The organism is Escherichia sp. E.sYA108, assembly GCF_011754335.1.
Taxonomy (GTDB): domain Bacteria; phylum Pseudomonadota; class Gammaproteobacteria; order Enterobacterales; family Enterobacteriaceae; genus Escherichia; species Escherichia coli.
The window spans coordinates 1,469,952-1,495,893 of record NZ_JAAQVZ010000001.1 but is presented as its reverse complement, the minus strand read 5'-3'; the positions used below and the strand labels follow the sequence as shown (position 1 = coordinate 1,495,893).

Below are 25,942 nucleotides of genomic sequence, written 5' to 3'. Positions count from 1 at the left end.
AATTTAATTAACTGTATGATTTAAAAGATTATCGGGAGAGTTACCTCCCGATATAACAGGAAGGATTTAGAGAATGTGACCTAAGGTCTGGCGTAAATGTGCACCGGAACCGAGAAGGCCCGGATTGTCATGGACGATGAGATACACCGGAATATCATGGACATATTCTTTAAAGCGCCCTTTATCTTCAAATGCGGCGCGGAAACCAGAGGCTTTGAAGAACTCAAGGAAGCGCGGCACGATACCACCCGCAATAAACACGCCGCCAAATGTCCCGAGATTGAGCGCCAGATTGCCGCCAAAACGGCCCATAATGACGCAAAACAGCGACAACGCGCGGCGGCAATCGGTGCAGCTGTCAGCCAGCGCGCGTTCGGTAATATCTTTTGGCTTGAGATTTTCTGGCAGGCGGTTGTCGGCTTTAACAATTGCGCGATACAAATTCACCAGTCCAGGGCCAGAAAGCACGCGTTCCGCCGAAACATGACCAATTTCCGCACGCAATATTTCGAGGATAATGCCCTCTTCTTCACTATTCGGCGCAAAATCAACGTGACCGCCTTCTCCTGGCAAGCTTACCCAACGCTTATCGACATGGACCAGATGCGCAACCCCAAGCCCTGTTCCGGCACCGTAAACCGCAATAGGCTTACCTTCTACCGGTTCTGCGCCACCAAACTGAATCAGATGCTCTTTTTTCAGCATCGGGATCGCCATCGATACAGCAGTAAAATCGTTAATAATTTCCAGATGGCTAAAACCGAGATTCTTTTTCATTTCGGCAATTGAGAACGCCCAGGTATGGTTGGTCATTGCCACCCAGTCACCGGTAATTGGGCAAGCGATGGCAATACAGCCGTCTTTCACCTCGACCTTATGTTCTTCAAGATAAACGCGAATGACCGCTTCGAGGCTGGGGTAATCAAGCCCTGAATAGGTCTTAGCCTGCGAGATTTCACCACTGGCAATATCACACAGAGCAAGACGTGCGTTGGTGCCGCCCACATCACCGACTAATGCATACTTTGTCATTCTTCAACTGCTCCGCTAAAGTCAAAATAATTCTTTCTCACACTGTAAATACCTGGGGGCATAACAACAACGCCGGAAAGGCAGGCTCCCTGTAAATATCGATCTGGGTCACACAATTACTTTATCGTTTCAGCACCAATTGCAGCGATGCCTTTTTGCAAGCTGGGCAAACTAAGTATCTGACCCCGCATAAGGAATAGAACATGCTCCATCCGCGAGCCAGAACCATGTTGTTATTATCGCTCCCCGCCGTGGCAATTGGGATTGCGTCCAGTCTTATTCTGATTATGGTGATGAAAATCGCCTCGGTATTACAGAATTTGCTCTGGCAACGACTGCCGGGAACTCTGGGGATAGCCCAGGATTCACCTCTCTGGATCATCGGTGTATTAACGCTAACGGGTATTGCGGTGGGGTTGGTTATCCGTTTCAGCCAGGGTCATGCCGGACCAGATCCCGCCTGTGAACCGCTTATCGGCGCACCGATTCCGCCCTCTGCGCTACCAGGACTTATCGTAGCATTAATTCTCGGTCTTGCTGGCGGCGTCAGCCTGGGGCCGGAACATCCGATCATAACCGTCAATATCGCCCTTGCCGTCGCCATTGGCGCTCGTCTGTTACCGCGCGTCAACCGAATGGAGTGGACTATTTTAGCCTCTGCCGGAACCATCGGCGCGCTGTTTGGCACACCTGTTGCGGCGGCATTGATATTTTCGCAAACCTTAAATGGCAGTAATGAAGTTCCGCTATGGGATCGTCTCTTTGCGCCGTTAATGGCGGCAGCAGCTGGTGCACTTACTACCGGATTATTTTTCCATCCTCATTTTTCACTGCCCATTGCGCATTACGGACAGATGGAAATGACCGATATTCTCAGCGGTGCAATTGTCGCGGCGATTGCCATCGCAGCAGGGATGGTCGCCGTATGGTGCTTACCACGGTTGCACGCGATGATGCATCAAATGAAAAATCCGGTGTTCGTGCTGGGTATTGGCGGATTTATTCTCGGTATTCTGGGGGTTATTGGTGGACCGGTTTCGCTGTTTAAAGGGCTGGATGAGATGCAGCAGATGGTGGCAAATCAGGCTTTCAGCACCAGCGATTACTTTTTGCTGGCGGTGATAAAACTTGCCGCCCTGGTCGTTGCTGCCGCCAGTGGCTTTCGCGGTGGGCGAATCTTCCCGGCAGTGTTTGTCGGCGTGGCATTAGGGTTGATGCTTCATGAGCACGTTCCCGCCGTTCCAGCGGCAATAACCGTTTCCTGCGCTATACTCGGCATCGTGCTGGTGGTAACACGCGATGGCTGGTTAAGTCTTTTTATGGCGGCAGTCGTTGTACCCAATACCACATTGCTACCGCTGCTCTGTATCGTCATGCTCCCGGCATGGCTGTTATTAGCAGGTAAGCCGATGATGATGGTCAATCGTCAGAAGCAACAGCCACCCCACGATAACGTTTAGCAAAAAATGCTCTCCTTTATGATTTAAGAGTTATGGCGATGATACGGCGCTTTACCTCCCCGTAATATTGCGTTAACAGGCCGCTGACGGCTTCGATCGTGAAGGAGAATAACAATGTTCAGGTCACTGTTTCTGGCGGCCGCCCTGATGGCATTTACCCCGCTTGCGGCAAACGCAGGTGAAATCACCCTACTGCCATCAATCAAATTACAAATTGGCGATCGCGATCATTACGGTAATTACTGGGACGGTGGTCACTGGCGCGACCGTGACTACTGGCACCGCAATTATGAATGGCGTAAAAACCGCTGGTGGCATCATGATAATGGCTACCATCGTGGCTGGGATAAGCGTAAAGCGTATGAACGTGGCTATCGTGAAGGCTGGCGCGATCGTGACGATCATCGTGGAAAAGGCCGCGGACATGGACACCGCCATTAAACACATTCGCCAATGGAGCAAAATGCCTGATGCGACGCTAGCGCGTCTTATCAGGCCTACAAACCAGCTCTTTAACGCGTAGGGCGGATAAAGCATTTACGCCGCATCCGCCAATGGTGCCAAATGCGACGCTCATTCAACTACAATCCCAGTGCCGTTCCTACCAGTAACCAGATATTCAGCGCCACTACCAGCACCACAATCACCCAGCCTGTCTGTTTTACGCGTTTACTGTTCACCAGATCGCCCATCAACTTGCTGTCACTGGTGAAAATCAACAGTGGAACCAGCGCCAGGGCGATACCAAAACTTAACAGCACCTGACTCATAACCAGAATCCGTGTCGGATCTAATCCCATCAGAATGACGATAAATGACGGCAGCATGGTGACTGTACGACGCACCCACAGCGGGATATGAAAGCGAATGAAGCCCTGCATCACTACCTGCCCCGCCAGCGTCCCCACCACCGTTGAAGACAGTCCGGCAGCAACCAGGCTTAATCCAAAGACCGTTGCCGCAGCATGGCTTAACAGCGGTTGCAGCGTCAGATAAGCCTCATCAAGATCGGCAACACCAGTATGACCAGAAAAGTGGAACGCCGCCGCAGCTGTAGCCATCATCGCCAGATTGACAAAACCGGCAATCGTCATGGCGATAGCCACATCCCATTTGGTGGCGGAATAACGTTGTTGACGCGAACCGCCATGTAAATGCTGAGTGAGCGAAGAGTGCAAATAAATCACATGCGGCATAATCGTCGCCCCTAACACGCCCGCTGCCAGGAAGACCGCCTCCGAAGTAGGTAAACTCGGGATTACCATTCCTTTACCCAGCTGCGCCAGGTTAGGCTGGGAGAAAATCAACTCGACAATGTAAGCCGCGGCAACAAACAACAGTAACCCGCCAATCACTTTCTCCAGCGGTTTTTGCCCGCGACGTTGCAGCATTAAAATCAGGAAAGTCGCGATCCCCGTCAGCACCGCGCCCTGCAACAACGAAACACCAAGAATGAGTTTAAAACCGATCGCCGCACCAATAAATTCCGCCAGGTCGGTTGCCATCGCAATAATTTCTGCCTGAACCCAATAGAACCACACGACGGGGCGCGGGTAGTGATCGCGAATCTGCTCCGCCAGATTTTTACCGGTGGCAATCCCCAGTTTGGCCGAGAGGATTTGAATCAGCATCGCCATCAGGTTAGCCCAAACGACAACCCACAATAACTGATAGCCGAAGCTGGCACCCGCCTGAATATTGGTCGCAAAGTTACCGGGATCGATATAACCAATCGCCGCAATGAACGCAGGTCCCATTAATGCGAGCCTCATCTTGCGCGCCGCCCGTCCGCTGCTACTCTCAACGCGATAGTTCGTCATCTTGTGCCTCTAAAACATAGCCTTTGCTATGTTTCATGCTACGTTAAATGAGAATGATTATCAAATTCATTTAAATGGGTTGTGATGATTTCTCTGATAGACCAGGATTATGACTACGAAAAGATAGATGACTCGAATGTTATGGTTATGTTTAATATTAGCACATTTACATAACCTTCCGCTTCCATACACAACATAGCAGAAATGTATGACAGATCACTATTTTTGAAGCTTGTCACAGGACGTCATTATAGTGTGTGTCAGATCTCGTTTTCCTTAACCATGTTACATAGAATGTGCACGGAAATTTAACCTGCCTCATATTTGGAGCAAATATGGACCGCGTCCTTCATTTTGTACTGGCACTTGCCGTTGTTGCGATTCTCGCACTGCTGGTAAGCAGCGACCGCAAAAAAATTCGTATCCGTTATGTTATTCAACTGCTTGTTATCGAAGTGTTACTGGCGTGGTTCTTCCTGAACTCCGACGTTGGTCTGGGCTTCGTGAAAGGCTTCTCCGAAATGTTCGAAAAACTGCTCGGTTTTGCCAACGAAGGGACTAACTTCGTCTTTGGTAGCATGAATGATCAAGGCCTGGCATTCTTCTTCCTGAAAGTGCTGTGCCCAATCGTCTTTATCTCTGCGCTGATCGGTATTCTCCAGCATATTCGCGTATTGCCGGTGATTATCCGCGCAATTGGTTTCCTGCTCTCCAAAGTCAACGGCATGGGCAAACTGGAATCCTTTAACGCCGTCAGCTCCCTGATTCTGGGTCAGTCTGAAAACTTTATTGCCTATAAAGATATCCTCGGCAAAATCTCCCGCAATCGTATGTACACCATGGCAGCAACGGCGATGTCCACCGTGTCGATGTCCATCGTTGGTGCATATATGACCATGCTGGAGCCGAAATACGTCGTTGCGGCGCTGGTACTGAACATGTTCAGCACCTTTATCGTGCTGTCGCTGATCAACCCTTACCGTGTTGATGCCAGTGAAGAAAACATTCAGATGTCCAACCTGCACGAAGGTCAGAGCTTCTTCGAAATGCTGGGTGAATACATTCTGGCAGGTTTCAAAGTTGCCATTATCGTTGCCGCGATGCTGATCGGCTTTATCGCCCTGATCGCTGCACTGAACGCTCTGTTTGCTACCGTGACTGGCTGGTTTGGCTACAGCATCTCCTTCCAGGGCATCCTGGGTTACATCTTCTATCCGATTGCATGGGTGATGGGTGTTCCTTCCAGTGAAGCACTGCAAGTGGGCAGTATCATGGCGACCAAACTGGTTTCCAACGAGTTCGTTGCGATGATGGATCTGCAGAAAATTGCTTCCACGCTCTCTCCGCGTGCGGAAGGCATCATCTCTGTGTTCCTGGTTTCCTTCGCTAACTTCTCTTCAATCGGGATTATCGCGGGTGCGGTTAAAGGCCTGAATGAAGAGCAAGGTAACGTGGTTTCTCGCTTCGGTCTGAAACTGGTTTACGGCTCTACCCTGGTGAGTGTGCTGTCTGCGTCAATCGCAGCACTGGTGCTGTAAGACCATACATAAAAAAGCCGGGGTAATTCCCCGGCTTTTTTACGCCTGTTAATCAGCTAATGGCTGCGGACGACCAATTAAATATCCTTGCAGATATTGCACCCCAAGTTTATGCAATAGCGCCTGCTGCTGTGGCGTCTCGACAAACTCCGCGACCACACTCAATGACTTCGCTTTCGCCAGATCGGTAATTGATCTCACAATCATCGCATCCAGCGTGTTCGTGACGATATCTTTCACAAAGACGCCATCAATTTTGATGATATCAGCCTGCAAACGCTTTAACCGTTCGTAGTTGGCATATCCGGTGCCAAAGTCATCAATTGCAATCCGGAAACCAAACTTATGCAGCTGCTCGATGTTGTACATGCTGCTTTCTGCGTTAGAAAACGCCTGCTCCTCGGTGATCTCAAGAATGACCGCCTGCGGGGAGATGTAATAACGCTTAAACAGACGAATAATCCGCCCGGCAATATTCTTTTGCAGCAGCGTGAGCGGCATTAAATTGACTGAAAAGCGTGGACCTTTTTTGTCGCAAGGGTGTGTTGCCAGCCACTTCAACAAGGATTCCAGCACTTGCAAATCAAAACGCGCGCTAAGGTTAAACTGAGCAATAAGGGGCAGAAACTTATCCGGGGTCATAATGCCGCCGTCATACTTCAGTCGCGCGAGGATCTCATCATAACCTTCACCCTCTTTGTTGCGAATTGGCTGGGCGTAGAGCAGCAAATCACCCTGATCTAACGCCGTGCGAATGGTATTCAGCAATAGCACCTGTTTAGTGGTTTGCCCGGAAACCATCTCCTCTCTGCTATCCAGCGCCAGCACATGATGATGTGCGCAGGATTGCTCCGCCAGCCAGCTTAACTGCCCCAACAAGGGTTGCAGGGTTTCCTGATTTCCATCAAAACGCCCCCAGGCAGCACCATAGCCCATATCCAGCCCGGTATTGTTCCAGTGAATTTGCCGACTATTCAGGATGTTAACCATATGCTGGAGTCGCCCTTCCGTTTCCGGCCCGCTCAGCACTAACAGCAGTTCACTACCCGGCAATTGATACAACTTTTCGTTTTCCTGCATCAACGGCAGCAGCGTACGGTAAATTGAGCGGATACAGTGAACGCGCATTATTAAGCCGTAATGACGACTCATAAACTCAAGATTATCAATGCGCAGGCAGCAAAAACTCTTGCCCGCCTCTTGCTCCGGCGCTTGCTCCAACGCACGAAAGTTGGGTAGAAGCGTTAACGGATCGGTCAGCGCCTGCAAATGCCAGCGGCGGTTAAGCCATTCACTACGATGATAAATACGCACCATATAGAGCAGGCAAACACTAAAGGAAATCAGTACTGCGAGAATAAATGCCAGCGAATATTCGGTTAGTACCCCTTGCAAAAAGTTCTGGTTGTAATTCAGAAGGCAAAGCGTTGAAACAGCCCAGGTGAGATTTAAAAACGGATAGCGAATCTTACCGACACCGAGGGTAAAGATGATAAAGAAAACAGGTACCAGGTAACCGGCAATAAAGTCATTTTCATACGGTGTGCACATCAGAAGTAGCAGCACGCTAAGAGCTGCCAGCCAGCTTAAGGTAAATGCGCGTTTCTCTTTGCTCAACGACGGAGCGATATCCCTACGCCACAATATCTGTGCAAAGTGGGGACTTACAATCATGCGGGTGAGATAGTAAAAAAGCATGTTGTAAATCAGCACTGCGGTGAAAAGGCTTAGCAAATCAACGACCGTGAAAATGGCATCCGCATCGCCGAAAAAGGTAGATATCTTTAGCGGAAAATCAAAGAAATTTCCCACAAGATACATGCTGCATTTGATGCCAATCGGCGCCACCAAACCAAGCCAGAACAGACGTTGCCAGACGTATCGGCTGGTCAATCCATAACGCCAACGCGTCCCCAATTGCCAGCGTAATATTGCACAGGCACACAGGACTGCAAACGCCTGGCTGCCGATCATGACGGCGGTCTGTAAAAAAGAGAGATGCAGGTTCCACAGATTGGTGCAAAACATCCCGCATAAAATGGGAACGACACCACGCCAGCCAAAGATAAACAAGATTGACAGCATTACGCACAGTGGCATCCACGCCAGAAAGATATAATTGGAATGGATAACAGCAAGTGGCGAAATTAAACGGGATAGCTGAATAAGTACCACGGTGAGCGTAAACGCTAGTGTGAATATCTTGATATTTTTTATCAGGTTATGCTCCACAAACATGAGTACACTACTCTCACTGATCGGGGTTTTCAGGCACACAAATAATAAGTTTATTCGCATCGCGAAGCAAACAGGGGCCAGCCTGTTGCTGTTTTTTCAGTCAGTGATGCATTCACCACACGGCACTGCCAGGATATAGACTGTATTACAAAAGCGGCAAAAGGCAGAGACAAAAAACCCCCGCTTTGCAGCGAGGGTTTGAAATTTGGTGGAGCTAAGCGGGATCGAACCGCTGACCTCTTGCATGCCATGCAAGCGCTCTCCCAGCTGAGCTATAGCCCCACGAGTCGTTTACGTACCAAATTTGCTGGGTGCAAAATTTGGTGGAGCTAAGCGGGATCGAACCGCTGACCTCTTGCATGCCATGCAAGCGCTCTCCCAGCTGAGCTATAGCCCCATCACGTAAAGCTTGTCGAGTTGACGGGCGGCATCATATGAATTCCGCCCGAATGTGTCAACGGCAAATTGCCACGTGTAGTTTCAATCGCTGAAAAATCAGGCAAATGAACAATTTTGGAAAACCGCTCGCATTCAGTAGTTATTCATGTCACGGTTTCCTGTAAAGTGGTGTTATAAAATGAACTACTAATAGACCCACATACATTCAGGGAATTGTTATGTTCAAGGAGAGGATGACGCCAGATGAACTTGCCAGACTGACCGGCTATAGCCGCCAGACCATTAATAAATGGGTACGCAAGGAAGGCTGGACAACGTCACCAAAACCAGGCGTCCAGGGTGGCAAAGCTCGACTGGTTCACGTCAATGAACAGGTTCGTGAATATATTCGCAATGCTGAACGTCCAGAAGGTCAGGGAGAAGCGCCAGCCCTTTCTGGTGATGCGCCGCTTGAAGTGTTGCTGGTGACACTGGCGAAAGAGATGACGCCAGTTGAACAAAAACAGTTTACATCCTTGCTTCTGCGGGAAGGGATTATCGGATTGTTACAACGCTTAGGGATTCGCGATAGCAAATAATATGAAAAGATTACGCAATAAAATGACCACCGAAGAACTGGCTGAATGCCTCGGCGTGGCTAAACAAACTGTTAACCGTTGGATCAGAGAAAAAGGCTGGAAAACGGAAAAATTTCCCGGCGTGAAAGGCGGTCGTGCCAGACTTATTCTGGTCGATACGCAAGTTTGCGAGTTTATTCAGAACACGCCAGCCTTCCATAACACACCGATGCTTCTGGAAGCCGAAGAACCCCTTGCCGAATACGCACCGGGTATTCGCACTCCTGCTTATCGGCAAATCATCAGCGCAATAGACAACATGACTCACAGTGAGCAAGAAAAAGTTGCGCAATTTTTGTCACGCGAAGGAATTCGTAATTTTCTTGCTCGTCTCGACATAGATGAATCAGCATAAATAAAAAACGGCAGGGGTATCTCTCCTGCCGTTTATCTTTTATGCGCTAATTACTGCTGATTTTCGCGTTCAGCAATAAAAGCCAGCGCTTTGTTGATACGCTCGATACTGCGGGTCTTACCGATTGCGTGAACGGTAACATCCAGCGCCGGAGACTGCCCCGCACCGGTTACGGCGACACGCAGCGGCATACCAACTTTACCCATACCCACTTCCAGCTCATCCGCCGTCGCCTGAATAGCGTGATGAACGTTTTCAGCGGTCCAGTCAGTAATCGCAGTCAGTTTGTCACGAACTACTTCCAGCGGCTGACGCGCTACCGGACGCAGATGTTTTTTCGCGGCGTCGGCATCGAACTCAGCAAAATCTTCGTAGAAATAACGGCAGCTCTGTGCCATCTCTTTCAGCGTCTTGCAGCGTTCGCCCAGCAGTTTCACCAGATCAGCCAGCTGCGGGCCGTTACGGGTATCGATATTTTCCTGCTCAATGTGCCACTGTAAGTGAGTAGCAACATACTCCGGCGGCAACGCGTTAATGTAGTGATGGTTCAGCCACAGCAGCTTGTCGGTGTTGAACGCACTGGCAGATTTGCTGACGGCATTCAGAGTGAAGTATTTAATCATCTCTTCACGAGTGAAGATTTCCTGATCGCCGTGGGACCAGCCCAGACGCACCAGATAGTTCAGCAGTGCTTCTGGCAGATAACCATCATCACGATACTGCATTACGCTGACCGCCCCGTGACGTTTGGACAGTTTTTTACCGTCATCGCCGTTGATCATAGAAACGTGCGCGTAAACCGGTACCGGCGCTTTCAGAGCCTTAAGAATGTTAATCTGGCGCGGTGTGTTGTTGATATGGTCTTCGCCACGGATAACGTGGGTGATTTCCATATCCCAGTCATCGACAACCACACAGAAGTTATAGGTTGGGGAACCATCGGTACGGCGGATAATCAGATCATCCAGCTCCTGGTTGCTGAACTCGATCGGACCACGGATCTGATCGTCAAAAACAACAGAACCTTCCTGCGGGTTAGCAAAACGTACGACACACGGCTCATCATCAGCGTGATGCTCATGACTGTGGCGGCAGCGACCGTCATAACGCGGCTTCTCACCTTTCGCCATTTGCTCTTCGCGCAGCGCTTCCAGGCGCTCTTTAGAGCAATAGCATTTATAAGCTGTGCCCTCTTCCAGCATCTGATCGATCACCGCGTTGTAGCGATCAAAACGTTTGGTCTGGTAGTACGGACCTTCATCCCACTCCAGGCTCAGCCAGTTCATGCCATCCATAATGGCTTCGATAGCTTCCGGCGTGGAACGCTCAAGATCGGTGTCTTCAATACGCAGCACGAACTCACCGCCGTGGTTACGTGCAAAAAGCCAGGAGTAAAGAGCAGTACGCGCGCCGCCAACGTGCAGATAGCCTGTTGGGCTTGGCGCGAAGCGAGTTTTGATTTTCATGAAATGGCCTTACGTTTAGAAAGATGCCGACAACCGGCAAATCCTGGAAAAATTGAGTGGGCGATATTCTATCACTCCCGCCTGATTCCTCAATGTAGTTCGGGTTGCAACCTTACGCATTATTGTTTTCGTTGACAAATTGCGCAACACGGTCTGTTTTGCGATCATCTTGCTTAAATTTACGACGAACGAACAATTTCTTTAGAAAATGCGTTGACTCATTTTGAACTCTCCCTATAATGCGACTCCACACAGCGGGGGTGATTAGCTCAGCTGGGAGAGCACCTCCCTTACAAGGAGGGGGTCGGCGGTTCGATCCCGTCATCACCCACCAACTACTTATGTAGTCTCCGCCGTGTAGCAAGAAATTGAGAAGTGGGTGATTAGCTCAGCTGGGAGAGCACCTCCCTTACAAGGAGGGGGTCGGCGGTTCGATCCCGTCATCACCCACCACTTTCTCGCCAGCTAGATTTCTTGTAAAAATGTGAAGTACCGAAGTGGGTGATTAGCTCAGCTGGGAGAGCACCTCCCTTACAAGGAGGGGGTCGGCGGTTCGATCCCGTCATCACCCACCACTTCGGGTCGTTAGCTCAGTTGGTAGAGCAGTTGACTTTTAATCAATTGGTCGCAGGTTCGAATCCTGCACGACCCACCAATGTAAAAAAGCGCCCTAAAGGCGCTTTTTTGCTATCTGCAATTTGCGAAATTGCCTGATGCGCTTCGCTTATCAGACCAACTATGTCCGGCAGTTCCCGTGCCTCTCATCTACTGCGCCAACGCCGCCAGCAGTTTAACCAGCGCGGGCGTCACCTGCTGCGTTTCATAAACAATATATAAGTCTGCCGGGATGCGTTCTTTGAGCGGACGGAATATGACACCGGGCCAGTTCATCTGCGCGTAGCTGTCCGCTATCAATGTGATACCAATACCCATACTGACTATGGCGAGTACCGTTTGCGGTTCATTAACTTCGCGAATAACAACCGGTGAAAATCCCACCTGCTGGCAAACTCGCTGCAAAAAATCCCAGTCAGTGTACACGGGCGGCATTGTAACGAAATACTCGTCACGTAGCGCTTCCAGCGGGACGGTGGAAAATGATGAGAGATGATGCTCTTCAGGCATCGCCACCAGAAACGCCGATTCATGCAACCGTAAGCTGGTAAAACCAGTCGGTGGTTCTGTCGCCATTCGCCAGATCCCGGCATCAAGTTCGCGGCGTTCCAGCAAGGCCATTTGCATCGCTGGCATCTTTTCGCGAAACAGAACTTCAACGTTAGGATTTTCTCTAAGGAATCGCCGCATAACCGGGCGCATCCGTCCCCACATTGCCGTTCCCACAACCCCGAGTTCAATCCGCCCTGCTTCTCCCCGACCTATTTGTTCAACCCGAGCCAATATATTATTTGCATTCACCAGCAATCGACGCGATTCTTCCATCAAGATTTTGCCCGCGTGTGTCAGTACGACGCTGCGCGAATGGCGAATAAAAAGCTGCGTACCGAGTTGATTTTCCAGCTCTTTAATATGAATACTGAGCGGAGGCTGAGACATATTTAAACGCGCTGCTGCGCGACCAAAATGCAACTCTTCCGCTACGGCAAGAAAATAACGGAGCAACTTAAGATCTGTTCTATATACGCGTTCCATAATTAAGTGCTCCATATAAAAAATACATCGTATTAAATTATCATGGCATAAAGTATTTCACCACCAGATATCCGATATACATAAACACGATGGATAATATACCCGGCAATACATTTGGAACAGGAATAGGTAATCGCACGATTGTAAACAAAGCACCAATGCCAAAACCAACGCCAGAAGAAAATAAAATATCTTTCACTAATTAACCTTTATCATAAAAGCAGCCCCAAGGAACAGAGCTGCGAATCCTTTTAATGTGTAACTGAACGATGCGTTATCTTTTCAGGGTCATGGTTATATTTAAACCCAAAGAAAAATATCACTGCGAGGAAAAGAGCATACCCTGCAAACATCAGCCAAATGGTATGCCAGTCTTTTACGCCATCCACCGAGAAGTAATCCACTGCCATACCGCTCAGAATCGAGCCAACCCATGCGCCGACGCCATTTACCATCGTCATAAAAAGGCCCTGGGCGCTGGCACGAATGCTGGAATCAACTTCCTGTTCGACAAAGACCGAACCAGAAATATTGAAGAAATCGAATGCACAACCGTAAACAATCATCGACAGCAACAGCAAAATAAACCCGGTTGGTGATGGATCGCCATAGGCAAAGAAGCCAAAGCGCAGCGTCCACGCCACCATACTCATCAGCATGACGGTTTTAATACCGAAACGCTTCAAAAAGAACGGTATCGTCAGAATGAAACCGACTTCAGCCATCTGTGAAACTGACAGTAAAATGGACGGGTATTTCACCACGAAGCTATCAGCAAACTCAGGATTACGGGCGAAATCATGCAGGAACGGGTTGCCAAAAACGTTGGTAATTTGCAGCACCGCACCCAGCATCATGGCGAAGAGGAAAAAGATAGCCATGCGTGGATTTTTAAACAGCACGAAGGCATCCAGACCCAGCTTGCTGGCAAGCGATGTAGTCGCTTTTTTCTCCGCAACCGGAATCTTCGGCAAAGTCAACGCATAAGCCGACAGCAGCAATGACGCACCGGACGCGATATACAGTTGCAGACTACTCAATTCCAGATGCAGCAGGCTTACTGCCCACATGGCGACAATGAACCCCACCGTACCAAAAACGCGAATGGGCGGGAAAGCGGTCACCGGGTCAAGCCCTGCCTGGGCAAGACAGGAATAAGAGACGCTGTTCGATAACGCAATAGTCGGCATAAACGCCATCGCATTGACTAACATCACCCAAAACATCATATCCGGATCAGTTACGGATGCCGCATAAAAAAGTACGCCCGCACACACCAGGTGACACAGCATGTATGCACGTTCCGCACGCAGCCATTTATCCGCGATAATCCCCATAATGCCAGGCATAATAATCGCAGCAATCCCTTTGGAGCTATAGACCATACCGACATTTGCGCCGGTAAAATGAAGGGTATTAATCATGTAAGAACCGAGGGTAACCAGCCAGCTCCCCCAGATAAAATATTGCAAAAAGGACATTACCTTTAAGCGCAAAGCGATGCTCATAATCGTTTCCTTGTCGCATCATATGGCCTCACTCAGTGAGGCCGTTTATTGTTGTTTTACTCAGGCAATTTTGCGCAGAAAGCCGCAAATAAGATTAATAAAGTTTTGCTTTGAGAGTTCCGCTGCTGCCAGCGTTTGGGCATGAGAAAGCTTCACGTCACTCAGACCTTCCGCCATGTTGGTAATCGCAGAGACCGCAACGACTTTAAGTTCGCAATGGCGAGCTGAAATAACCTCAGGCACCACAGACATACCAACAACATCCCCACCAATAATTTGCATCATGCGAATTTCCGCCGCAGTCTCGAAATTCGGCCCCGGATATGAGACGAACACGCCCTCCGTCAGAGGGAACCCCTCTTCTTTCGCCACTTTTTGTAACAGTGCGCGGTATTCCGCATCGTAGGCATTCGCCAGCGAGAAGAAGCGCTCACCAAAACGTTCATCATTAAGACCCACCATCGGCGTTCCCGGCATGGTGTTGATGTGATCTTTCAATGCGACCAGACTGCCGGCCCCCACTTCAGGGCGCAGTGAGCCAGCCGCATTGGTGCAGAACAGCAACTCGCAGCCCAGCAACTTAAAGGTACGGATTGCATCCGTCATGATGGTCATCCCACGACCTTCGTAGAAATGTCCGCGACCTTTCATACACGCCACTGGCACCCCCTGGAGATAACCCAGCACCAGCTCACCCGCATGACCGTGTACGGTACTTACCGGGAACCCAGGCAGCTTTTCGTAGGAAATTGCGACCGCGTTCTCAATCTGATCGGCCAGCGCGCCCAGCCCGGAACCTAAAATAAAGGCCACTCGTGGCGTGAAATCAGGTTTATAAGTCTTGATAATATCTACGCAATACAGTGGGTTATGAGAAAACTGAGCCTGATACATATATATCCTTTTTTTGTAGGGTGGAATCTAACGCCTTTTTATAACGAGATTGCCCTACCTCATACCAATACACTTTTTTCATGTATCCGATAGTTATTCGATATCGATATATTTATATTTTTTCACTATTAATAGGCTGAAAAAACTGTATTGGTACTCTCCTTTCCCTTGCATTAACAATATGCCGCTTTTAATCAACCTTTTATTAAGCAATCAACTAATAACGATCGGCATAGGGAATTATGCTATGAAAAAACATCTTTTTACTCTGACACTCTCTTCTGTATTGGCGATACCAGCAGTATCCCATGCAGAATTTAAAGGCGGTTTTGCTGATATAGGTATTCATTATCTTGACTGGACTAGCAGAACCACTGAGAAATCGTCGACCAAATCACACAAAGATGATTTTGGATATCTGGAACTGGAAGGCGGCGCTAACTTTAGTTGGGGAGAAATGTACGGGTTCTTCGACTGGGAAAACTTTTATAATGATCGTCATGATAAACCGGGTAGCGAGCAGCGTTATACATTTAAAAATACCAACCGTATTTACCTGGGTGACACCGGATTTAATCTCTACTTGCATGCGTATGGCACCTACGGTTCTGCGAATCGTGTGAATTTCCATGACGATATGTTCCTTTACGGGATCGGCTACAATTTCACCGGCAGCGGTTGGTGGTTCAAACCGTTCTTTGCAAAACGCTATACAGACCAAACCTATTATACCGGCGATAACGGTTATGTCGCCGGTTGGGTTGCAGGTTACAGCTTTATGCTGGGCAGTGAGAAATTCACCCTCACCAACTGGAACGAGTACGAGTTTGATCGTGATGCCACCTACGCGGCAGGTAATGGCGGCAAAGAAGGTCTGAACGGTGCCGTCGCACTTTGGTGGAATGCAACTTCACACATCACCACAGGGATTCAGTATCGTTATGCGGATGACAAACTGGGCGAAGATTTTTACCAGGATGCGATAATCTACTCCATCAAATTTAATTTCTGATTGATTACTGCCGGAGCTCCCGGCAGTATGAATTCACTCTATATCTGATACAACGGATCCCCTTCCCGCCCAGCCATTAGCGCATTGCCCTGGTCTCGTACTACGTCCCATAACGCTTGTGCGGCGGTGGAAAGTGAACGGTTCTTCCTGCGCACCAGCATCAACTGGCGTTCAACCACTGGCGTAATGCGCTTTACCACCAGTGGGCTACCTTCAGGCAATGGTAGCGCCAGTGCGGGAAGAATACTGATGCCGATGCCTGCGGCTACCATCGGGAACAGCGTCGCCGGATGACCAATCTCCTGCACAATATTCGCCTGAATACCGTTGCGCGCCAGCGCTGCGTCAATCAGCGGTCGGCTGCCTGACGCGTAATCCTGCAACACCAATTTCGCTCCCTGTAATGCCTGCCAGGGGACATAATCTTCCACGGCCAAAGCGCTATCGCGATGGCAAAGCAGAAAGAAAGGCTCGGAAAGAATCGCTTCACATTGCAGATCGCCCACTGGGCCTGGATCGATGACGATGCCAAAATCGACATCTCCCTGGCGAATACTTTCCATCACCCACTGCTGCGGACGATCGTGCAGGACAAACTGAATATCTGGATAGCGGCGATGGCTTTCAGCAATGCATTGCGGAATAAGATGCGCGGAAATGGTCTGGCTGGCAGCGACCCGAACTTTTCCGCTCAGTTGTTGCCCCATACGCCCGGTATCGCGCAACGTGCTGTTAAGTTCATCCAGCAGTCGCTCAAGACGCAAAGCCAACTGCTGCCCTGCATCTGTAAGCACCACTTCACGCGTGGTTCTGTCCAGCAGGCGAACACCAGTATGATTTTCCAGCTCCTTCACACTGTGACTCACTGCCGACTGGCTCAGGCCGATACGCTCTCCTGCACGACTAAAACTTTTCTCCTGCGCTACTGTGACGAAAACCTTTAATTGCTTTAAAGAATAATTCATCTGTTTTTTTCATGAATGGATGCAATAAATCAATTTTATTTCTCAAACTGGAAGAAGCACAATAGAACCATCGATCATCTGGAGTCTTTATGAAACTTTTTCGTATCCTCGATCCTTTCACCTTAACCCTGATCACGGTGGTGTTGCTGGCATCTTTCTTTCCGGCCAGAGGCGATTTCGTCCCCTTCTTTGAAAATCTGACCACTGCAGCGATTGCTCTGCTGTTCTTTATGCACGGCGCGAAGTTGTCGCGTGAGGCAATTATTGCTGGCGGTGGTCACTGGCGACTGCATTTGTGGGTAATGTGCAGCACCTTCGTGCTGTTTCCGATTCTGGGCGTGCTGTTTGCCTGGTGGAAACCGGTAAATGTCGACCCGATGCTCTACTCCGGTTTTCTCTACTTGTGCATTCTCCCCGCGACCGTGCAGTCTGCAATCGCCTTCACGTCAATGGCGGGCGGTAACGTCGCGGCGGCGGTTTGTTCTGCGTCAGCATCCAGCCTGCTGGGGATTTTCCTTTCACCATTGCTGGTTGGTCTGGTGATGAATGTTCACGGTGCAGGGGGCAGCCTTGAGCAGGTCGGTAAAATTATGCTGCAACTGTTGCTGCCATTTGTGTTGGGGCATCTTTCCCGGCCGTGGATTGGTGACTGGGTGTCGCGTAATAAAAAATGGATTGCGAAAACTGACCAGACGTCCATTCTGTTGGTGGTTTATACGGCATTCAGCGAAGCCGTCGTTAACGGTATCTGGCACAAAGTTGGCTGGGGATCATTGCTGTTTATCGTGGTGGTCAGTTGCGTTCTTCTGGCTATCGTGATTGTAGTTAACGTCTTTATGGCACGCCGACTGGGCTTCAATAAGGCAGATGAAATTACTATCGTCTTTTGTGGTTCGAAAAAGAGTCTGGCAAATGGCATCCCGATGGCAAACATTCTGTTCCCCACATCGGTGATCGGTATGATGGTGCTGCCCCTGATGATTTTCCATCAGATCCAATTGATGGTCTGTGCGGTGCTGGCGCGTCGATACAAACGCCAGACCGAACAGTTACAGGCGCAGCAGGAAAGCAGCGCCGATAAAGCTTAAAGCGGACGCTTCAGGGGCTGGACCAGTTGCGTCAGCCCCTCGTTTTTAATCAGCAGCGTGATTTGCATTAGCTCACCGAGCTTCCCTGCAGGGAACTCATCTTTGCGGGCAAACCACAGCAGATACTCCTCCGGCAGGTCGATTAAGCGACGCCCTTTGTACTTGCCAAACGGCATTATCGTATTGGCTATTTCAATCAGCTGCTCTTTTTCCATCTCAGCTACCCAGCAAACGCAGCATTTCCGTTTCGTCGATGACTTCAATGCCCAGTTCCTGCGCCTTCGCCAGTTTAGATCCTGCAGCTTCACCCGCTATCACCAGATCGGTTTTCTTCGACACGCTGCCCGCGACTTTCGCCCCCAGTTCGACCAGTCGAGCTTTAGCGTCATCACGCGACATCTGGCTTAAGCTGCCCGTAAGCACCACGGTTTTACCAGCAAACGGACTGTCAATCTCTTCCGCATTGATAACGATCGGCTCAGGCCAGTGAACACCTTCCGCCAACAGCTCGCTGATGACATTGCGGTTGCTTTCTTCGGCAAAGAAGTTGTGAACGTGGGAGGCAACGACAATTCCAACATCAGGCACCTTTTGCAGCTCTTCAATCGACGCGGCTTCCAGCGCTTCCAGCGTGCCGAAATATGCCGCCAGACCTGCTGCGGTAGCCTCGCCGACTTCACGGATGCCAAGTGCATAGAGGAAGCGGGCAAAGGTGGTTTCTTTCGCTTTTTCCAGCGCGTTAACCACGTTTTGTGCCGATTTCGGCCCCATACGCTCCAGTCCGGTCAGTTTGCCTGCGGTGAGTTTGAACAGATCCGCCGGAGTGTGGACATATTCTTTTTCAACCAGTTGATCGATGATTTTGTCGCCCATTCCGTCAACATCCATCGCACGGCGGGAAACAAAGTGTTTCAGAGACTCTTTACGCTGCGCACCGCAAATCAGGCCACCGGTACAGCGGGCAACCGCTTCACCTTCCACACGCTCGACGTCAGAACCACATACCGGACAATGCGTCGGGAATACAACCTCACGGGTATCTTCCGGGCGTTCAGAAAGCACGACGTTAACCACCTGCGGGATCACATCGCCTGCGCGGCGAATCACCACTTTATCGCCAATGCGTAAACCAAGACGTTCGATTTCGTCAGCATTATGCAGTGTAGCGTTACTCACCAACACGCCAGCAACATGGACAGGTTCCAGACGCGCAACAGGCGTAATCGCGCCAGTACGCCCAACCTGAAACTCGACGTCACGCACAAAGGTCATCTGTTCCTGCGCCGGGAATTTAAACGCTACCGCCCAGCGCGGGGCACGCGCGACAAAGCCAAGCTGCTCCTGCTGTGCCAGTGAGTTGACCTTAATCACCACGCCGTCGATATCAAAGCCCAGCGTCGGACGGTCTTCTTCTACTTTGTGGTAGAACGCCAGCACTTCTTCCGCCGATTCACAAAGCGTTACCCGATCGCTGACCGGCAAACCCCACTTTTTAAATTGCAGTAAACGGCCAAGATGAGTATCCGGCAGCTCGCCACCTTCCAGAACACCGACGCCGTAGCAGAAGAAAGTGAGCGGTCGCTTCGCTGTAATACGCGGATCAAGCTGACGCAGTGAACCAGCTGCCGCATTACGTGGGTTAGCAAACACTTTCCCGCCCGTGCGTCGCGCATCTTCGTTAATCTTTTCGAACCCCGCCTGCGGCAGGAACACTTCACCACGCACTTCCAGACGCGCCGGGATATTCTCTCCGTGTAGCTTCAGCGGAATGGCGCGAATAGTACGCACATTAGACGTAATATCTTCCCCGGTGGTGCCATCGCCACGCGTCGCGGCACTGACTAAAACGCCATTTTCATACAGAATACTGACGGCAAGACCATCCAGCTTCAGCTCACAGCACCAGGTGACTTTCTCGTTGCTTTTCAGACGGTCCTGCACACGTTTGTTGAAAGCAAGAAAGCTTTCTTCATCAAAAACGTTATCCAGCGACAGCATTGGCACTTCATGGCGGATCTGGCTGAAAGCCGCCAGCGGCGCTGCACCTACACGTTGGGTAGGCGAATCAGGCGTAATCAGTTCTGGATGTTTGGTTTCCAGCTCGCGCAGTTCGCGCATCAGCCTGTCGTATTCAGCGTCGGGAATTTCCGGCGCATCCATCACATGATAAAGATATTCATGATGGCGAAGCGTCGTTCGCAGTTCTGTCAGTTGTTGTTCGATTGATTCCATATCGCACCATCAATGCTAAAAACCCCCGACAAGCGGGGGTTCGAAGAGGAGTTAATTTGCCTTAAGTGTATCAGGCGTTGGCGTCTTTGACTTCGCGGATGATGTCCTGGTACTCGCGCAATTTCTGCGGAGTCATCATACGGCGCTGATCGTCAAGCACTACACCGCCCACTTCATCGGCAATATGCTGCGCAGATTGCAGCATCAGCTTAAAGTTCTGCAGCTCGTCACCGTAAGACGGTACCTGCATAAAGATAGTGACACCCGGAGTAGTGAAATCCTTCATTTCAGGATCAAAGGTTCCCGGTTTCACCATATTCGCCAGGCTGAATAACGCCGGGCCGCTGCCATCCGGGCTAAGATGACGATGGTAAATGTTCATATCGCCAAAAATGAAGCCCGCTTGTTGAATGCTGTTAAGAAGCAGTTCACCGTTTAGCTCGCTACCGTGATGCGCCGCGACGTTCATGATAATCACCGCTTCTTTGCGCTTCGGTTTATCCATAACTGGAGCCGGTTCCGCTACAGGCTCAGGCTGTGGTGCCGCTACAGGCTCTGCAGGCTGGAAAGCCTGTTGTGCTGGTTGCGGTGCTGAATGCACTGGCTGCGGCGCTGACGCGACCTGTGGCGAAACAGGCTGCTGCAACGGCTGTTCAGGCTGCGGCTGATAGGCAGGCTGCTGCACAGGTTGCTGCACCGGCTGCGTTGGACGCGGAGCATGTTGCGGCGGTACCTGCGCTTCAGGCGGCTGCTGGACCGGTTGACGCGGCTGCGCAGACGCATAAGGCGGTTGGTACTGGTGTTGCGGCGACGGACGAGCAGCCTCATGCTCCTGGGCGTTAGCCGGGGCATGATTCACGCGGTGAACACGAACCTCACCAACGCCCTCATCATCTTCGACATCCTCGTCATAAGAATCGTCGTCACGTTTTGACTTCATTCGTTTTAATGGCCGATCGCGGAACATAGAAGATCGTTCTTTACGGCTGGTCCAGAAACCATGTACCAGTAAAGCGATTATGGCGATCGCGCCAACAATGATTAATATCAGACGCAAATCCTGCATCATTATATTCTCTGTTGTTCTAACACCTTGCCACCACGGCAAACATTTACTCACTAAGAGTATTTGCCGATTACCTCAAGTGCAAGTGCACTATTAACTTTCACAGCACAAAGATAGATGAAATCGTGCTTTTTGCTGTTTTTTCGAACATATCCTAACTGTCCATTGCGCAATTACCCGGTAAAATACGCAGAATTTTCCTGGGATTGGTCAAAAGGAGCTCATCCTGATTATGGTTTCATCATTCACATCTGCCCCACGCAGCGGTTTTTACTATTTTGCGCAAGGCTGGAAGCTCGTCTTGCAACCTGGGATTCGGCGTTTCGTTATTTTACCGCTGCTGGTCAATATTTTGTTGATGGGGGGCGCATTCTGGTGGCTCTTTACGCAACTCGATGTCTGGATCCCGACGCTCATGAGTTATGTTCCGGACTGGTTACAATGGCTGAGCTATCTGTTGTGGCCCCTGGCTGTCATCTCTGTGCTGTTAGTGTTTGGCTATTTCTTCTCAACGATTGCTAACTGGATTGCTGCTCCGTTCAACGGTTTATTGGCTGAACAACTGGAAGCAAGACTGACTGGCGCTACACCGCCAGATACCGGAATTTTCGGTATCATGAAAGATGTGCCGCGAATCATGAAACGCGAATGGCAAAAATTTGCCTGGTATCTGCCGCGCGCAATTGTATTGCTAATTCTTTACTTCATCCCTGGCATTGGGCAAACCGTCGCGCCGGTACTGTGGTTCCTGTTTAGCGCCTGGATGTTAGCCATCCAGTATTGTGATTACCCCTTCGATAACCACAAAGTGCCGTTTAAAGAGATGCGCACCGCCCTGCGCACACGCAAAATCACCAATATGCAGTTTGGTGCTTTAACCAGCCTGTTTACGATGATCCCGCTGCTTAATCTGTTCATTATGCCCGTTGCCGTTTGTGGCGCGACGGCGATGTGGGTCGATTGCTATCGCGATAAACACGCCATGTGGCGGTAACAATCTACAGGTTATTTTGTAAACCGTTTGTGTGAAACAGGGGTGGCTTATGCCGCCCCTTATTCCATCTTGCATGTCATTATTTCCCTTCTGCATATAGATATGCTAAATCCTTACTTCCGCATATTCTCTGAGCGGGTATGCTACCTGTTGTATCCCAATTTCATACAGTTAAGGACAGGCCATGAGTAAGATTTTTGAAGATAACTCGCTGACTATCGGTCACACGCCGCTGGTTCGCCTGAATCGCATCGGTAACGGACGCATTCTGGCGAAGGTGGAATCTCGTAACCCCAGCTTCAGCGTTAAGTGCCGTATCGGTGCCAACATGATTTGGGATGCCGAAAAGCGCGGCGTGCTGAAACCAGGCGTTGAACTGGTTGAACCAACCAGCGGTAATACCGGGATTGCACTGGCCTATGTAGCTGCCGCTCGCGGTTACAAACTTACCCTGACCATGCCAGAAACCATGAGTATTGAACGCCGCAAGCTGCTGAAAGCGTTAGGTGCAAACCTGGTGCTGACCGAAGGTGCTAAAGGCATGAAAGGCGCAATCCAAAAAGCAGAAGAAATTGTCGCCAGCAATCCAGAGAAATACCTGCTGCTGCAACAATTCAGCAATCCGGCAAACCCTGAAATTCATGAAAAAACCACCGGTCCGGAGATCTGGGAAGATACCGACGGTCAGGTTGATGTATTTATTGCTGGCGTTGGGACTGGCGGTACGCTGACTGGCGTCAGCCGCTACATTAAAGGCACCAAAGGCAAGACCGATCTTATCTCTGTCGCCGTTGAGCCAACCGATTCTCCAGTTATCGCCCAGGCGCTGGCAGGTGAAGAGATTAAACCTGGTCCGCATAAAATTCAGGGTATTGGCGCTGGTTTTATCCCGGCTAACCTTGATCTCAAGCTGGTCGACAAAGTCATTGGCATCACCAATGAAGAAGCCATTTCTACCGCACGTCGTCTGATGGAAGAAGAAGGCATTCTTGCTGGTATCTCTTCTGGAGCAGCTGTTGCTGCGGCGTTGAAACTACAAGAAGATGAAAGCTTTACCAATAAGAATATTGTGGTTATTCTGCCGTCATCGGGTGAGCGTTATTTAAGCACTGCATTGTTTGCCGATCTTTTCACTGAGAAAGAACTGCAACAGTAATGCCAGCTTGTAAAAAATGCGTAAAAAAGCACCTTTTTAGGTGCTTTTTTGTGGCCTGCTTCAAACTTTCGCCCCTCCTGGCATTGATTCAGCCTGTCGGAACTGGTATTTAACCAGACTAATTATTTTGATGCGCGAAATTAATCGTTACAGGAAAAGCCAAAGCTGAATCGATTTTATGATTTGGTTCAATTCTTCCTTTAGCGGCATAATGTTTAATGACGTACGAAACGTCAGCGGTCAACACCCGCCAGCAATGGACTGTATTACGCTCTTCGTGCGTCGCGTCTGTTAAAAACTGGCGCTAACAATACAGGCTAAAGTCGAACCGCCAGGCTAGACTTTAGTTCCACAACACTAAACCTATAAGTTGGGGAAATACAATGTTCCAGCAAGAAGTTACCATTACCGCTCCGAACGGTCTGCACACCCGCCCTGCTGCCCAGTTTGTAAAAGAAGCTAAGGGCTTCACTTCTGAAATTACTGTGACTTCCAACGGCAAAAGCGCCAGCGCGAAAAGCCTGTTTAAACTGCAGACTCTGGGCCTGACTCAAGGTACCGTTGTGACTATCTCCGCAGAAGGCGAAGACGAGCAGAAAGCGGTTGAACATCTGGTTAAACTGATGGCGGAACTCGAGTAATTTCCCGGGTTCTTTTAAAAATCAGTCACAAGTAAGGTAGGGTTATGATTTCAGGCATTTTAGCATCCCCGGGTATCGCTTTCGGTAAAGCTCTGCTTCTGAAAGAAGACGAAATTGTCATTGACCGGAAAAAAATTTCTGCCGACCAGGTTGATCAGGAAGTTGAACGTTTTCTGAGCGGTCGTGCCAAGGCATCAGCCCAGCTGGAAACGATCAAAACGAAAGCTGGTGAAACGTTCGGTGAAGAAAAAGAAGCCATCTTTGAAGGGCATATTATGCTGCTCGAAGATGAGGAGCTGGAGCAGGAAATCATAGCCCTGATTAAAGATAAGCACATGACAGCTGACGCAGCTGCTCATGAAGTTATCGAAGGTCAGGCTTCTGCCCTGGAAGAGCTGGATGATGAATACCTGAAAGAACGTGCGGCTGACGTACGTGATATCGGTAAGCGCCTGCTGCGCAACATCCTGGGCCTGAAGATTATCGACCTGAGCGCCATTCAGGATGAAGTCATTCTGGTTGCCGCTGACCTGACGCCGTCCGAAACCGCACAGCTGAACCTGAAGAAGGTGCTGGGTTTCATCACCGACGCGGGTGGCCGTACTTCCCACACCTCTATCATGGCGCGTTCTCTGGAACTGCCTGCTATCGTGGGTACCGGTAGCGTCACCTCTCAGGTGAAAAATGACGACTATCTGATTCTGGATGCCGTAAATAATCAGGTTTACGTCAATCCAACCAACGAAGTTATTGATAAAATGCGCGCTGTTCAGGAGCAAGTGGCTTCTGAAAAAGCAGAGCTTGCTAAACTGAAAGATCTGCCAGCTATTACGCTGGACGGTCACCAGGTAGAAGTGTGCGCTAACATTGGTACGGTTCGTGACGTTGAAGGTGCAGAGCGTAACGGCGCTGAAGGCGTTGGTCTGTATCGTACTGAGTTCCTGTTCATGGACCGCGACACGCTGCCCACTGAAGAAGAACAGTTTGCTGCTTACAAAGCAGTGGCTGAAGCGTGTGGCTCTCAGGCGGTTATCGTTCGTACCATGGACATCGGCGGCGACAAAGAGCTGCCATACATGAACTTCCCGAAAGAAGAGAACCCGTTCCTCGGCTGGCGCGCTATCCGTATCGCGATGGATCGTAAAGAGATCCTGCGCGATCAGCTCCGCGCTATCCTGCGTGCCTCTGCTTTCGGTAAATTGCGCATCATGTTCCCGATGATCATCTCTGTTGAAGAAGTGCGTGCACTGCGCAAAGAGATCGAAATCTACAAACAGGAACTGCGCGACGAAGGTAAAGCGTTTGACGAGTCAATTGAAATCGGCGTAATGGTGGAAACACCGGCTGCCGCAACAATTGCACGTCATTTAGCCAAAGAAGTTGATTTCTTTAGTATCGGCACCAATGATTTAACGCAGTACACTCTGGCAGTTGACCGTGGTAATGATATGATTTCACACCTTTACCAGCCAATGTCACCGTCCGTGCTGAACTTGATCAAGCAAGTTATTGATGCTTCTCATGCTGAAGGCAAATGGACTGGCATGTGTGGTGAGCTTGCTGGCGATGAACGTGCTACACTTCTGTTGCTGGGGATGGGTCTGGACGAATTCTCTATGAGCGCCATTTCTATCCCGCGCATTAAGAAGATTATCCGTAACACGAACTTCGAAGATGCGAAGGTGTTAGCAGAGCAGGCTCTTGCTCAACCGACAACGGACGAGTTAATGACGCTGGTTAACAAGTTCATTGAAGAAAAAACAATCTGCTAATCCACGAGATGCGGCCCAATTTACTGCTTAGGAGAAGAT

The 25,942-nt window shown here is 49.9% G+C and carries 23 protein-coding genes and 6 tRNA genes; 15 read left to right on the top strand and 14 right to left on the bottom strand.

Annotation, left to right across the window (positions count from 1 at the left end; all coding sequences use genetic code 11):
* Positions 1-66: 66 nt before the first annotated feature.
* Positions 67-1,032, bottom strand: coding sequence for a glucokinase (glk, locus tag HBM92_RS07140; RefSeq protein ID WP_000170355.1), 966 nt, complete (start codon positions 1,030-1,032; stop codon positions 67-69).
* A 203-nt stretch (positions 1,033-1,235) separates the two neighbouring features.
* Between glk and HBM92_RS07135 the strand changes: the two genes are divergently transcribed.
* Both HBM92_RS07135 and ypeC read left to right on the top strand, forming a co-directional pair.
* Positions 1,236-2,492 carry an ion channel protein gene (locus HBM92_RS07135; RefSeq protein WP_000903092.1) on the top strand — a complete coding sequence of 419 codons (1,257 nt, stop codon included), beginning with the start codon at positions 1,236-1,238 and terminating at the stop codon, positions 2,490-2,492.
* Positions 2,493-2,606: 114 nt separating this feature from the next.
* Positions 2,607-2,933: a DUF2502 domain-containing protein YpeC gene (gene ypeC, locus HBM92_RS07130; RefSeq protein WP_000490069.1), complete on the top strand. Its 327-nt coding sequence runs from the start codon at positions 2,607-2,609 to the stop codon at positions 2,931-2,933.
* A 140-nt stretch (positions 2,934-3,073) separates the two neighbouring features.
* On the opposite strand, the gene HBM92_RS07125 is transcribed toward ypeC, so the two are convergent.
* Positions 3,074-4,312 (bottom strand): Nramp family divalent metal transporter, encoded by a 1,239-nt coding sequence (locus tag HBM92_RS07125; protein ID WP_000186369.1) that lies wholly within the window; start codon positions 4,310-4,312, stop codon positions 3,074-3,076.
* Positions 4,313-4,647: 335 nt separating this feature from the next.
* Between HBM92_RS07125 and nupC the strand changes: the two genes are divergently transcribed.
* The gene (gene nupC / locus HBM92_RS07120) at positions 4,648-5,850 is read left to right on the top strand and encodes a nucleoside permease NupC (RefSeq protein ID WP_000376337.1); all 1,203 of its coding nucleotides are present in this window, start codon (positions 4,648-4,650) and stop codon (positions 5,848-5,850) included.
* A gap of 48 nt (positions 5,851-5,898) precedes the next feature.
* Here nupC and HBM92_RS07115 read toward each other — a convergent pair whose 3' ends face one another.
* The 3 genes from HBM92_RS07115 to HBM92_RS07105 all read right to left on the bottom strand — a co-directional run bounded on the left by HBM92_RS07115 (position 5,899) and on the right by HBM92_RS07105 (position 8,485).
* On the bottom strand, positions 5,899-8,088 hold the full coding sequence (locus HBM92_RS07115) for a sensor domain-containing phosphodiesterase (RefSeq protein WP_001298577.1): 2,190 nt from the start codon (positions 8,086-8,088) through the stop codon (positions 5,899-5,901).
* Between the two features lie 206 nt (positions 8,089-8,294).
* Positions 8,295-8,370, bottom strand: a tRNA-Ala gene (locus HBM92_RS07110).
* 39 nt (positions 8,371-8,409) lie between these two features.
* Positions 8,410-8,485 (bottom strand) — tRNA-Ala (locus HBM92_RS07105).
* Positions 8,486-8,705: 220 nt separating this feature from the next.
* Here HBM92_RS07105 and HBM92_RS07100 point away from each other — a divergent pair.
* Both HBM92_RS07100 and HBM92_RS07095 read left to right on the top strand, forming a co-directional pair.
* Positions 8,706-9,065 carry a YfeC-like transcriptional regulator gene (locus HBM92_RS07100; protein WP_000472021.1) on the top strand — a complete coding sequence of 120 codons (360 nt, stop codon included), beginning with the start codon at positions 8,706-8,708 and terminating at the stop codon, positions 9,063-9,065.
* 1 nt (position 9,066) lies between these two features.
* Entirely contained in the window at positions 9,067-9,459 is a 393-nt protein-coding gene (locus HBM92_RS07095) for a MerR family transcriptional regulator (protein WP_000826499.1), read from the top strand.
* Positions 9,460-9,509: 50 nt separating this feature from the next.
* Here the strand turns inward: HBM92_RS07095 and gltX are convergent, their stop codons facing one another.
* Positions 9,510-10,925, bottom strand: a complete 1,416-nt coding sequence (gltX, locus tag HBM92_RS07090) for a glutamate--tRNA ligase (RefSeq protein ID WP_000695662.1) — start codon at positions 10,923-10,925, stop codon at positions 9,510-9,512.
* A 258-nt stretch (positions 10,926-11,183) separates the two neighbouring features.
* Here gltX and HBM92_RS07085 point away from each other — a divergent pair.
* The 4 genes from HBM92_RS07085 to HBM92_RS07070 all read left to right on the top strand — a co-directional run bounded on the left by HBM92_RS07085 (position 11,184) and on the right by HBM92_RS07070 (position 11,580).
* Positions 11,184-11,259 (top strand) — tRNA-Val (locus HBM92_RS07085).
* A 43-nt stretch (positions 11,260-11,302) separates the two neighbouring features.
* Positions 11,303-11,378: transfer RNA gene (locus HBM92_RS07080), tRNA-Val, on the top strand.
* A 46-nt stretch (positions 11,379-11,424) separates the two neighbouring features.
* Positions 11,425-11,500, top strand: a tRNA-Val gene (locus tag HBM92_RS07075).
* A gap of 4 nt (positions 11,501-11,504) precedes the next feature.
* Positions 11,505-11,580: transfer RNA gene (locus HBM92_RS07070), tRNA-Lys, on the top strand.
* Between the two features lie 110 nt (positions 11,581-11,690).
* On the opposite strand, the gene xapR is transcribed toward HBM92_RS07070, so the two are convergent.
* From xapR to xapA, 4 genes are read right to left on the bottom strand one after another with little or no spacing between them, the layout of a single operon-like run.
* Entirely contained in the window at positions 11,691-12,575 is an 885-nt protein-coding gene (xapR, locus tag HBM92_RS07065) for a DNA-binding transcriptional regulator XapR (protein ID WP_001443084.1), read from the bottom strand.
* A gap of 40 nt (positions 12,576-12,615) precedes the next feature.
* Complete coding sequence (locus HBM92_RS07060; RefSeq protein WP_000651751.1) at positions 12,616-12,774, bottom strand: DUF1427 family protein; 159 nt, start codon at positions 12,772-12,774, stop codon at positions 12,616-12,618.
* Positions 12,775-12,826: 52 nt separating this feature from the next.
* Positions 12,827-14,083, bottom strand: coding sequence for a xanthosine/proton symporter XapB (xapB, locus tag HBM92_RS07055; RefSeq protein ID WP_000020390.1), 1,257 nt, complete (start codon positions 14,081-14,083; stop codon positions 12,827-12,829).
* A 60-nt stretch (positions 14,084-14,143) separates the two neighbouring features.
* Positions 14,144-14,977 (bottom strand): xanthosine phosphorylase, encoded by an 834-nt coding sequence (xapA, locus tag HBM92_RS07050; protein WP_000283878.1) that lies wholly within the window; start codon positions 14,975-14,977, stop codon positions 14,144-14,146.
* Between the two features lie 247 nt (positions 14,978-15,224).
* Between xapA and HBM92_RS07045 the strand changes: the two genes are divergently transcribed.
* Positions 15,225-15,989 (top strand): outer membrane protein OmpK, encoded by a 765-nt coding sequence (locus HBM92_RS07045; protein WP_000716367.1) that lies wholly within the window; start codon positions 15,225-15,227, stop codon positions 15,987-15,989.
* A 38-nt stretch (positions 15,990-16,027) separates the two neighbouring features.
* Here the strand turns inward: HBM92_RS07045 and HBM92_RS07040 are convergent, their stop codons facing one another.
* On the bottom strand, positions 16,028-16,954 hold the full coding sequence (locus tag HBM92_RS07040; protein ID WP_001109796.1) for a LysR family transcriptional regulator: 927 nt from the start codon (positions 16,952-16,954) through the stop codon (positions 16,028-16,030).
* Positions 16,955-17,043: 89 nt separating this feature from the next.
* On the opposite strand from HBM92_RS07040, the gene HBM92_RS07035 reads away from it, so the two are divergent.
* Positions 17,044-18,042: a bile acid:sodium symporter family protein gene (locus tag HBM92_RS07035; protein ID WP_000765604.1), complete on the top strand. Its 999-nt coding sequence runs from the start codon at positions 17,044-17,046 to the stop codon at positions 18,040-18,042.
* Here HBM92_RS07035 and HBM92_RS07030 read toward each other — a convergent pair.
* The 3 genes from HBM92_RS07030 to zipA all read right to left on the bottom strand — a co-directional run bounded on the left by HBM92_RS07030 (position 18,039) and on the right by zipA (position 21,343).
* Positions 18,039-18,257, bottom strand: coding sequence for a DUF3820 family protein (locus tag HBM92_RS07030; protein WP_000410198.1), 219 nt, complete (start codon positions 18,255-18,257; stop codon positions 18,039-18,041). The genes HBM92_RS07035 and HBM92_RS07030 overlap by 4 nt on opposite strands.
* A gap of 1 nt (position 18,258) precedes the next feature.
* The gene (gene ligA / locus HBM92_RS07025) at positions 18,259-20,274 is read right to left on the bottom strand and encodes an NAD-dependent DNA ligase LigA (protein ID WP_000443690.1); all 2,016 of its coding nucleotides are present in this window, start codon (positions 20,272-20,274) and stop codon (positions 18,259-18,261) included.
* Between the two features lie 70 nt (positions 20,275-20,344).
* Positions 20,345-21,343: a cell division protein ZipA gene (zipA, locus tag HBM92_RS07020; RefSeq protein ID WP_001305210.1), complete on the bottom strand. Its 999-nt coding sequence runs from the start codon at positions 21,341-21,343 to the stop codon at positions 20,345-20,347.
* A 229-nt stretch (positions 21,344-21,572) separates the two neighbouring features.
* Between zipA and cysZ the strand changes: the two genes are divergently transcribed.
* From cysZ to ptsI, 4 genes are all read left to right on the top strand, one after another.
* Positions 21,573-22,334, top strand: a complete 762-nt coding sequence (cysZ, locus tag HBM92_RS07015) for a sulfate transporter CysZ (RefSeq protein ID WP_000254826.1) — start codon at positions 21,573-21,575, stop codon at positions 22,332-22,334.
* Positions 22,335-22,518: 184 nt separating this feature from the next.
* On the top strand, positions 22,519-23,490 hold the full coding sequence (gene cysK, locus HBM92_RS07010) for a cysteine synthase A (RefSeq protein ID WP_000034402.1): 972 nt from the start codon (positions 22,519-22,521) through the stop codon (positions 23,488-23,490).
* A 383-nt stretch (positions 23,491-23,873) separates the two neighbouring features.
* Positions 23,874-24,131: a phosphocarrier protein Hpr gene (gene ptsH, locus HBM92_RS07005; protein WP_000487600.1), complete on the top strand. Its 258-nt coding sequence runs from the start codon at positions 23,874-23,876 to the stop codon at positions 24,129-24,131.
* Between the two features lie 44 nt (positions 24,132-24,175).
* Entirely contained in the window at positions 24,176-25,903 is a 1,728-nt protein-coding gene (gene ptsI / locus HBM92_RS07000; RefSeq protein ID WP_000623142.1) for a phosphoenolpyruvate-protein phosphotransferase PtsI, read from the top strand.
* Positions 25,904-25,942 lie beyond the last annotated feature (39 nt).

What these genes read in the sequence shown, in the direction of transcription:
- glk (WP_000170355.1), bottom strand. Translation starts at nt 1,032, where the DNA reads ATGACAAAGTATGCATTAGTCGGTGATGTGGGCGGCACCAACGCACGT.
- HBM92_RS07135 (WP_000903092.1), top strand. Translation starts at nt 1,236, where the DNA reads ATGCTCCATCCGCGAGCCAGAACCATGTTGTTATTATCGCTCCCCGCC.
- ypeC (WP_000490069.1), top strand. Translation starts at nt 2,607, where the DNA reads ATGTTCAGGTCACTGTTTCTGGCGGCCGCCCTGATGGCATTTACCCCG.
- HBM92_RS07125 (WP_000186369.1), bottom strand. Translation starts at nt 4,312, where the DNA reads ATGACGAACTATCGCGTTGAGAGTAGCAGCGGACGGGCGGCGCGCAAG.
- nupC (WP_000376337.1), top strand. Translation starts at nt 4,648, where the DNA reads ATGGACCGCGTCCTTCATTTTGTACTGGCACTTGCCGTTGTTGCGATT.
- HBM92_RS07115 (WP_001298577.1), bottom strand. Translation starts at nt 8,088, where the DNA reads ATGTTTGTGGAGCATAACCTGATAAAAAATATCAAGATATTCACACTA.
- HBM92_RS07100 (WP_000472021.1), top strand. Translation starts at nt 8,706, where the DNA reads ATGTTCAAGGAGAGGATGACGCCAGATGAACTTGCCAGACTGACCGGC.
- HBM92_RS07095 (WP_000826499.1), top strand. Translation starts at nt 9,067, where the DNA reads ATGAAAAGATTACGCAATAAAATGACCACCGAAGAACTGGCTGAATGC.
- gltX (WP_000695662.1), bottom strand. Translation starts at nt 10,925, where the DNA reads ATGAAAATCAAAACTCGCTTCGCGCCAAGCCCAACAGGCTATCTGCAC.
- xapR (WP_001443084.1), bottom strand. Translation starts at nt 12,575, where the DNA reads ATGGAACGCGTATATAGAACAGATCTTAAGTTGCTCCGTTATTTTCTT.
- xapB (WP_000020390.1), bottom strand. Translation starts at nt 14,083, where the DNA reads ATGAGCATCGCTTTGCGCTTAAAGGTAATGTCCTTTTTGCAATATTTT.
- xapA (WP_000283878.1), bottom strand. Translation starts at nt 14,977, where the DNA reads ATGTATCAGGCTCAGTTTTCTCATAACCCACTGTATTGCGTAGATATT.
- HBM92_RS07045 (WP_000716367.1), top strand. Translation starts at nt 15,225, where the DNA reads ATGAAAAAACATCTTTTTACTCTGACACTCTCTTCTGTATTGGCGATA.
- HBM92_RS07040 (WP_001109796.1), bottom strand. Translation starts at nt 16,954, where the DNA reads ATGAATTATTCTTTAAAGCAATTAAAGGTTTTCGTCACAGTAGCGCAG.
- HBM92_RS07035 (WP_000765604.1), top strand. Translation starts at nt 17,044, where the DNA reads ATGAAACTTTTTCGTATCCTCGATCCTTTCACCTTAACCCTGATCACG.
- HBM92_RS07030 (WP_000410198.1), bottom strand. Translation starts at nt 18,257, where the DNA reads ATGGAAAAAGAGCAGCTGATTGAAATAGCCAATACGATAATGCCGTTT.
- ligA (WP_000443690.1), bottom strand. Translation starts at nt 20,274, where the DNA reads ATGGAATCAATCGAACAACAACTGACAGAACTGCGAACGACGCTTCGC.
- zipA (WP_001305210.1), bottom strand. Translation starts at nt 21,343, where the DNA reads ATGATGCAGGATTTGCGTCTGATATTAATCATTGTTGGCGCGATCGCC.
- cysZ (WP_000254826.1), top strand. Translation starts at nt 21,573, where the DNA reads ATGGTTTCATCATTCACATCTGCCCCACGCAGCGGTTTTTACTATTTT.
- cysK (WP_000034402.1), top strand. Translation starts at nt 22,519, where the DNA reads ATGAGTAAGATTTTTGAAGATAACTCGCTGACTATCGGTCACACGCCG.
- ptsH (WP_000487600.1), top strand. Translation starts at nt 23,874, where the DNA reads ATGTTCCAGCAAGAAGTTACCATTACCGCTCCGAACGGTCTGCACACC.
- ptsI (WP_000623142.1), top strand. Translation starts at nt 24,176, where the DNA reads ATGATTTCAGGCATTTTAGCATCCCCGGGTATCGCTTTCGGTAAAGCT.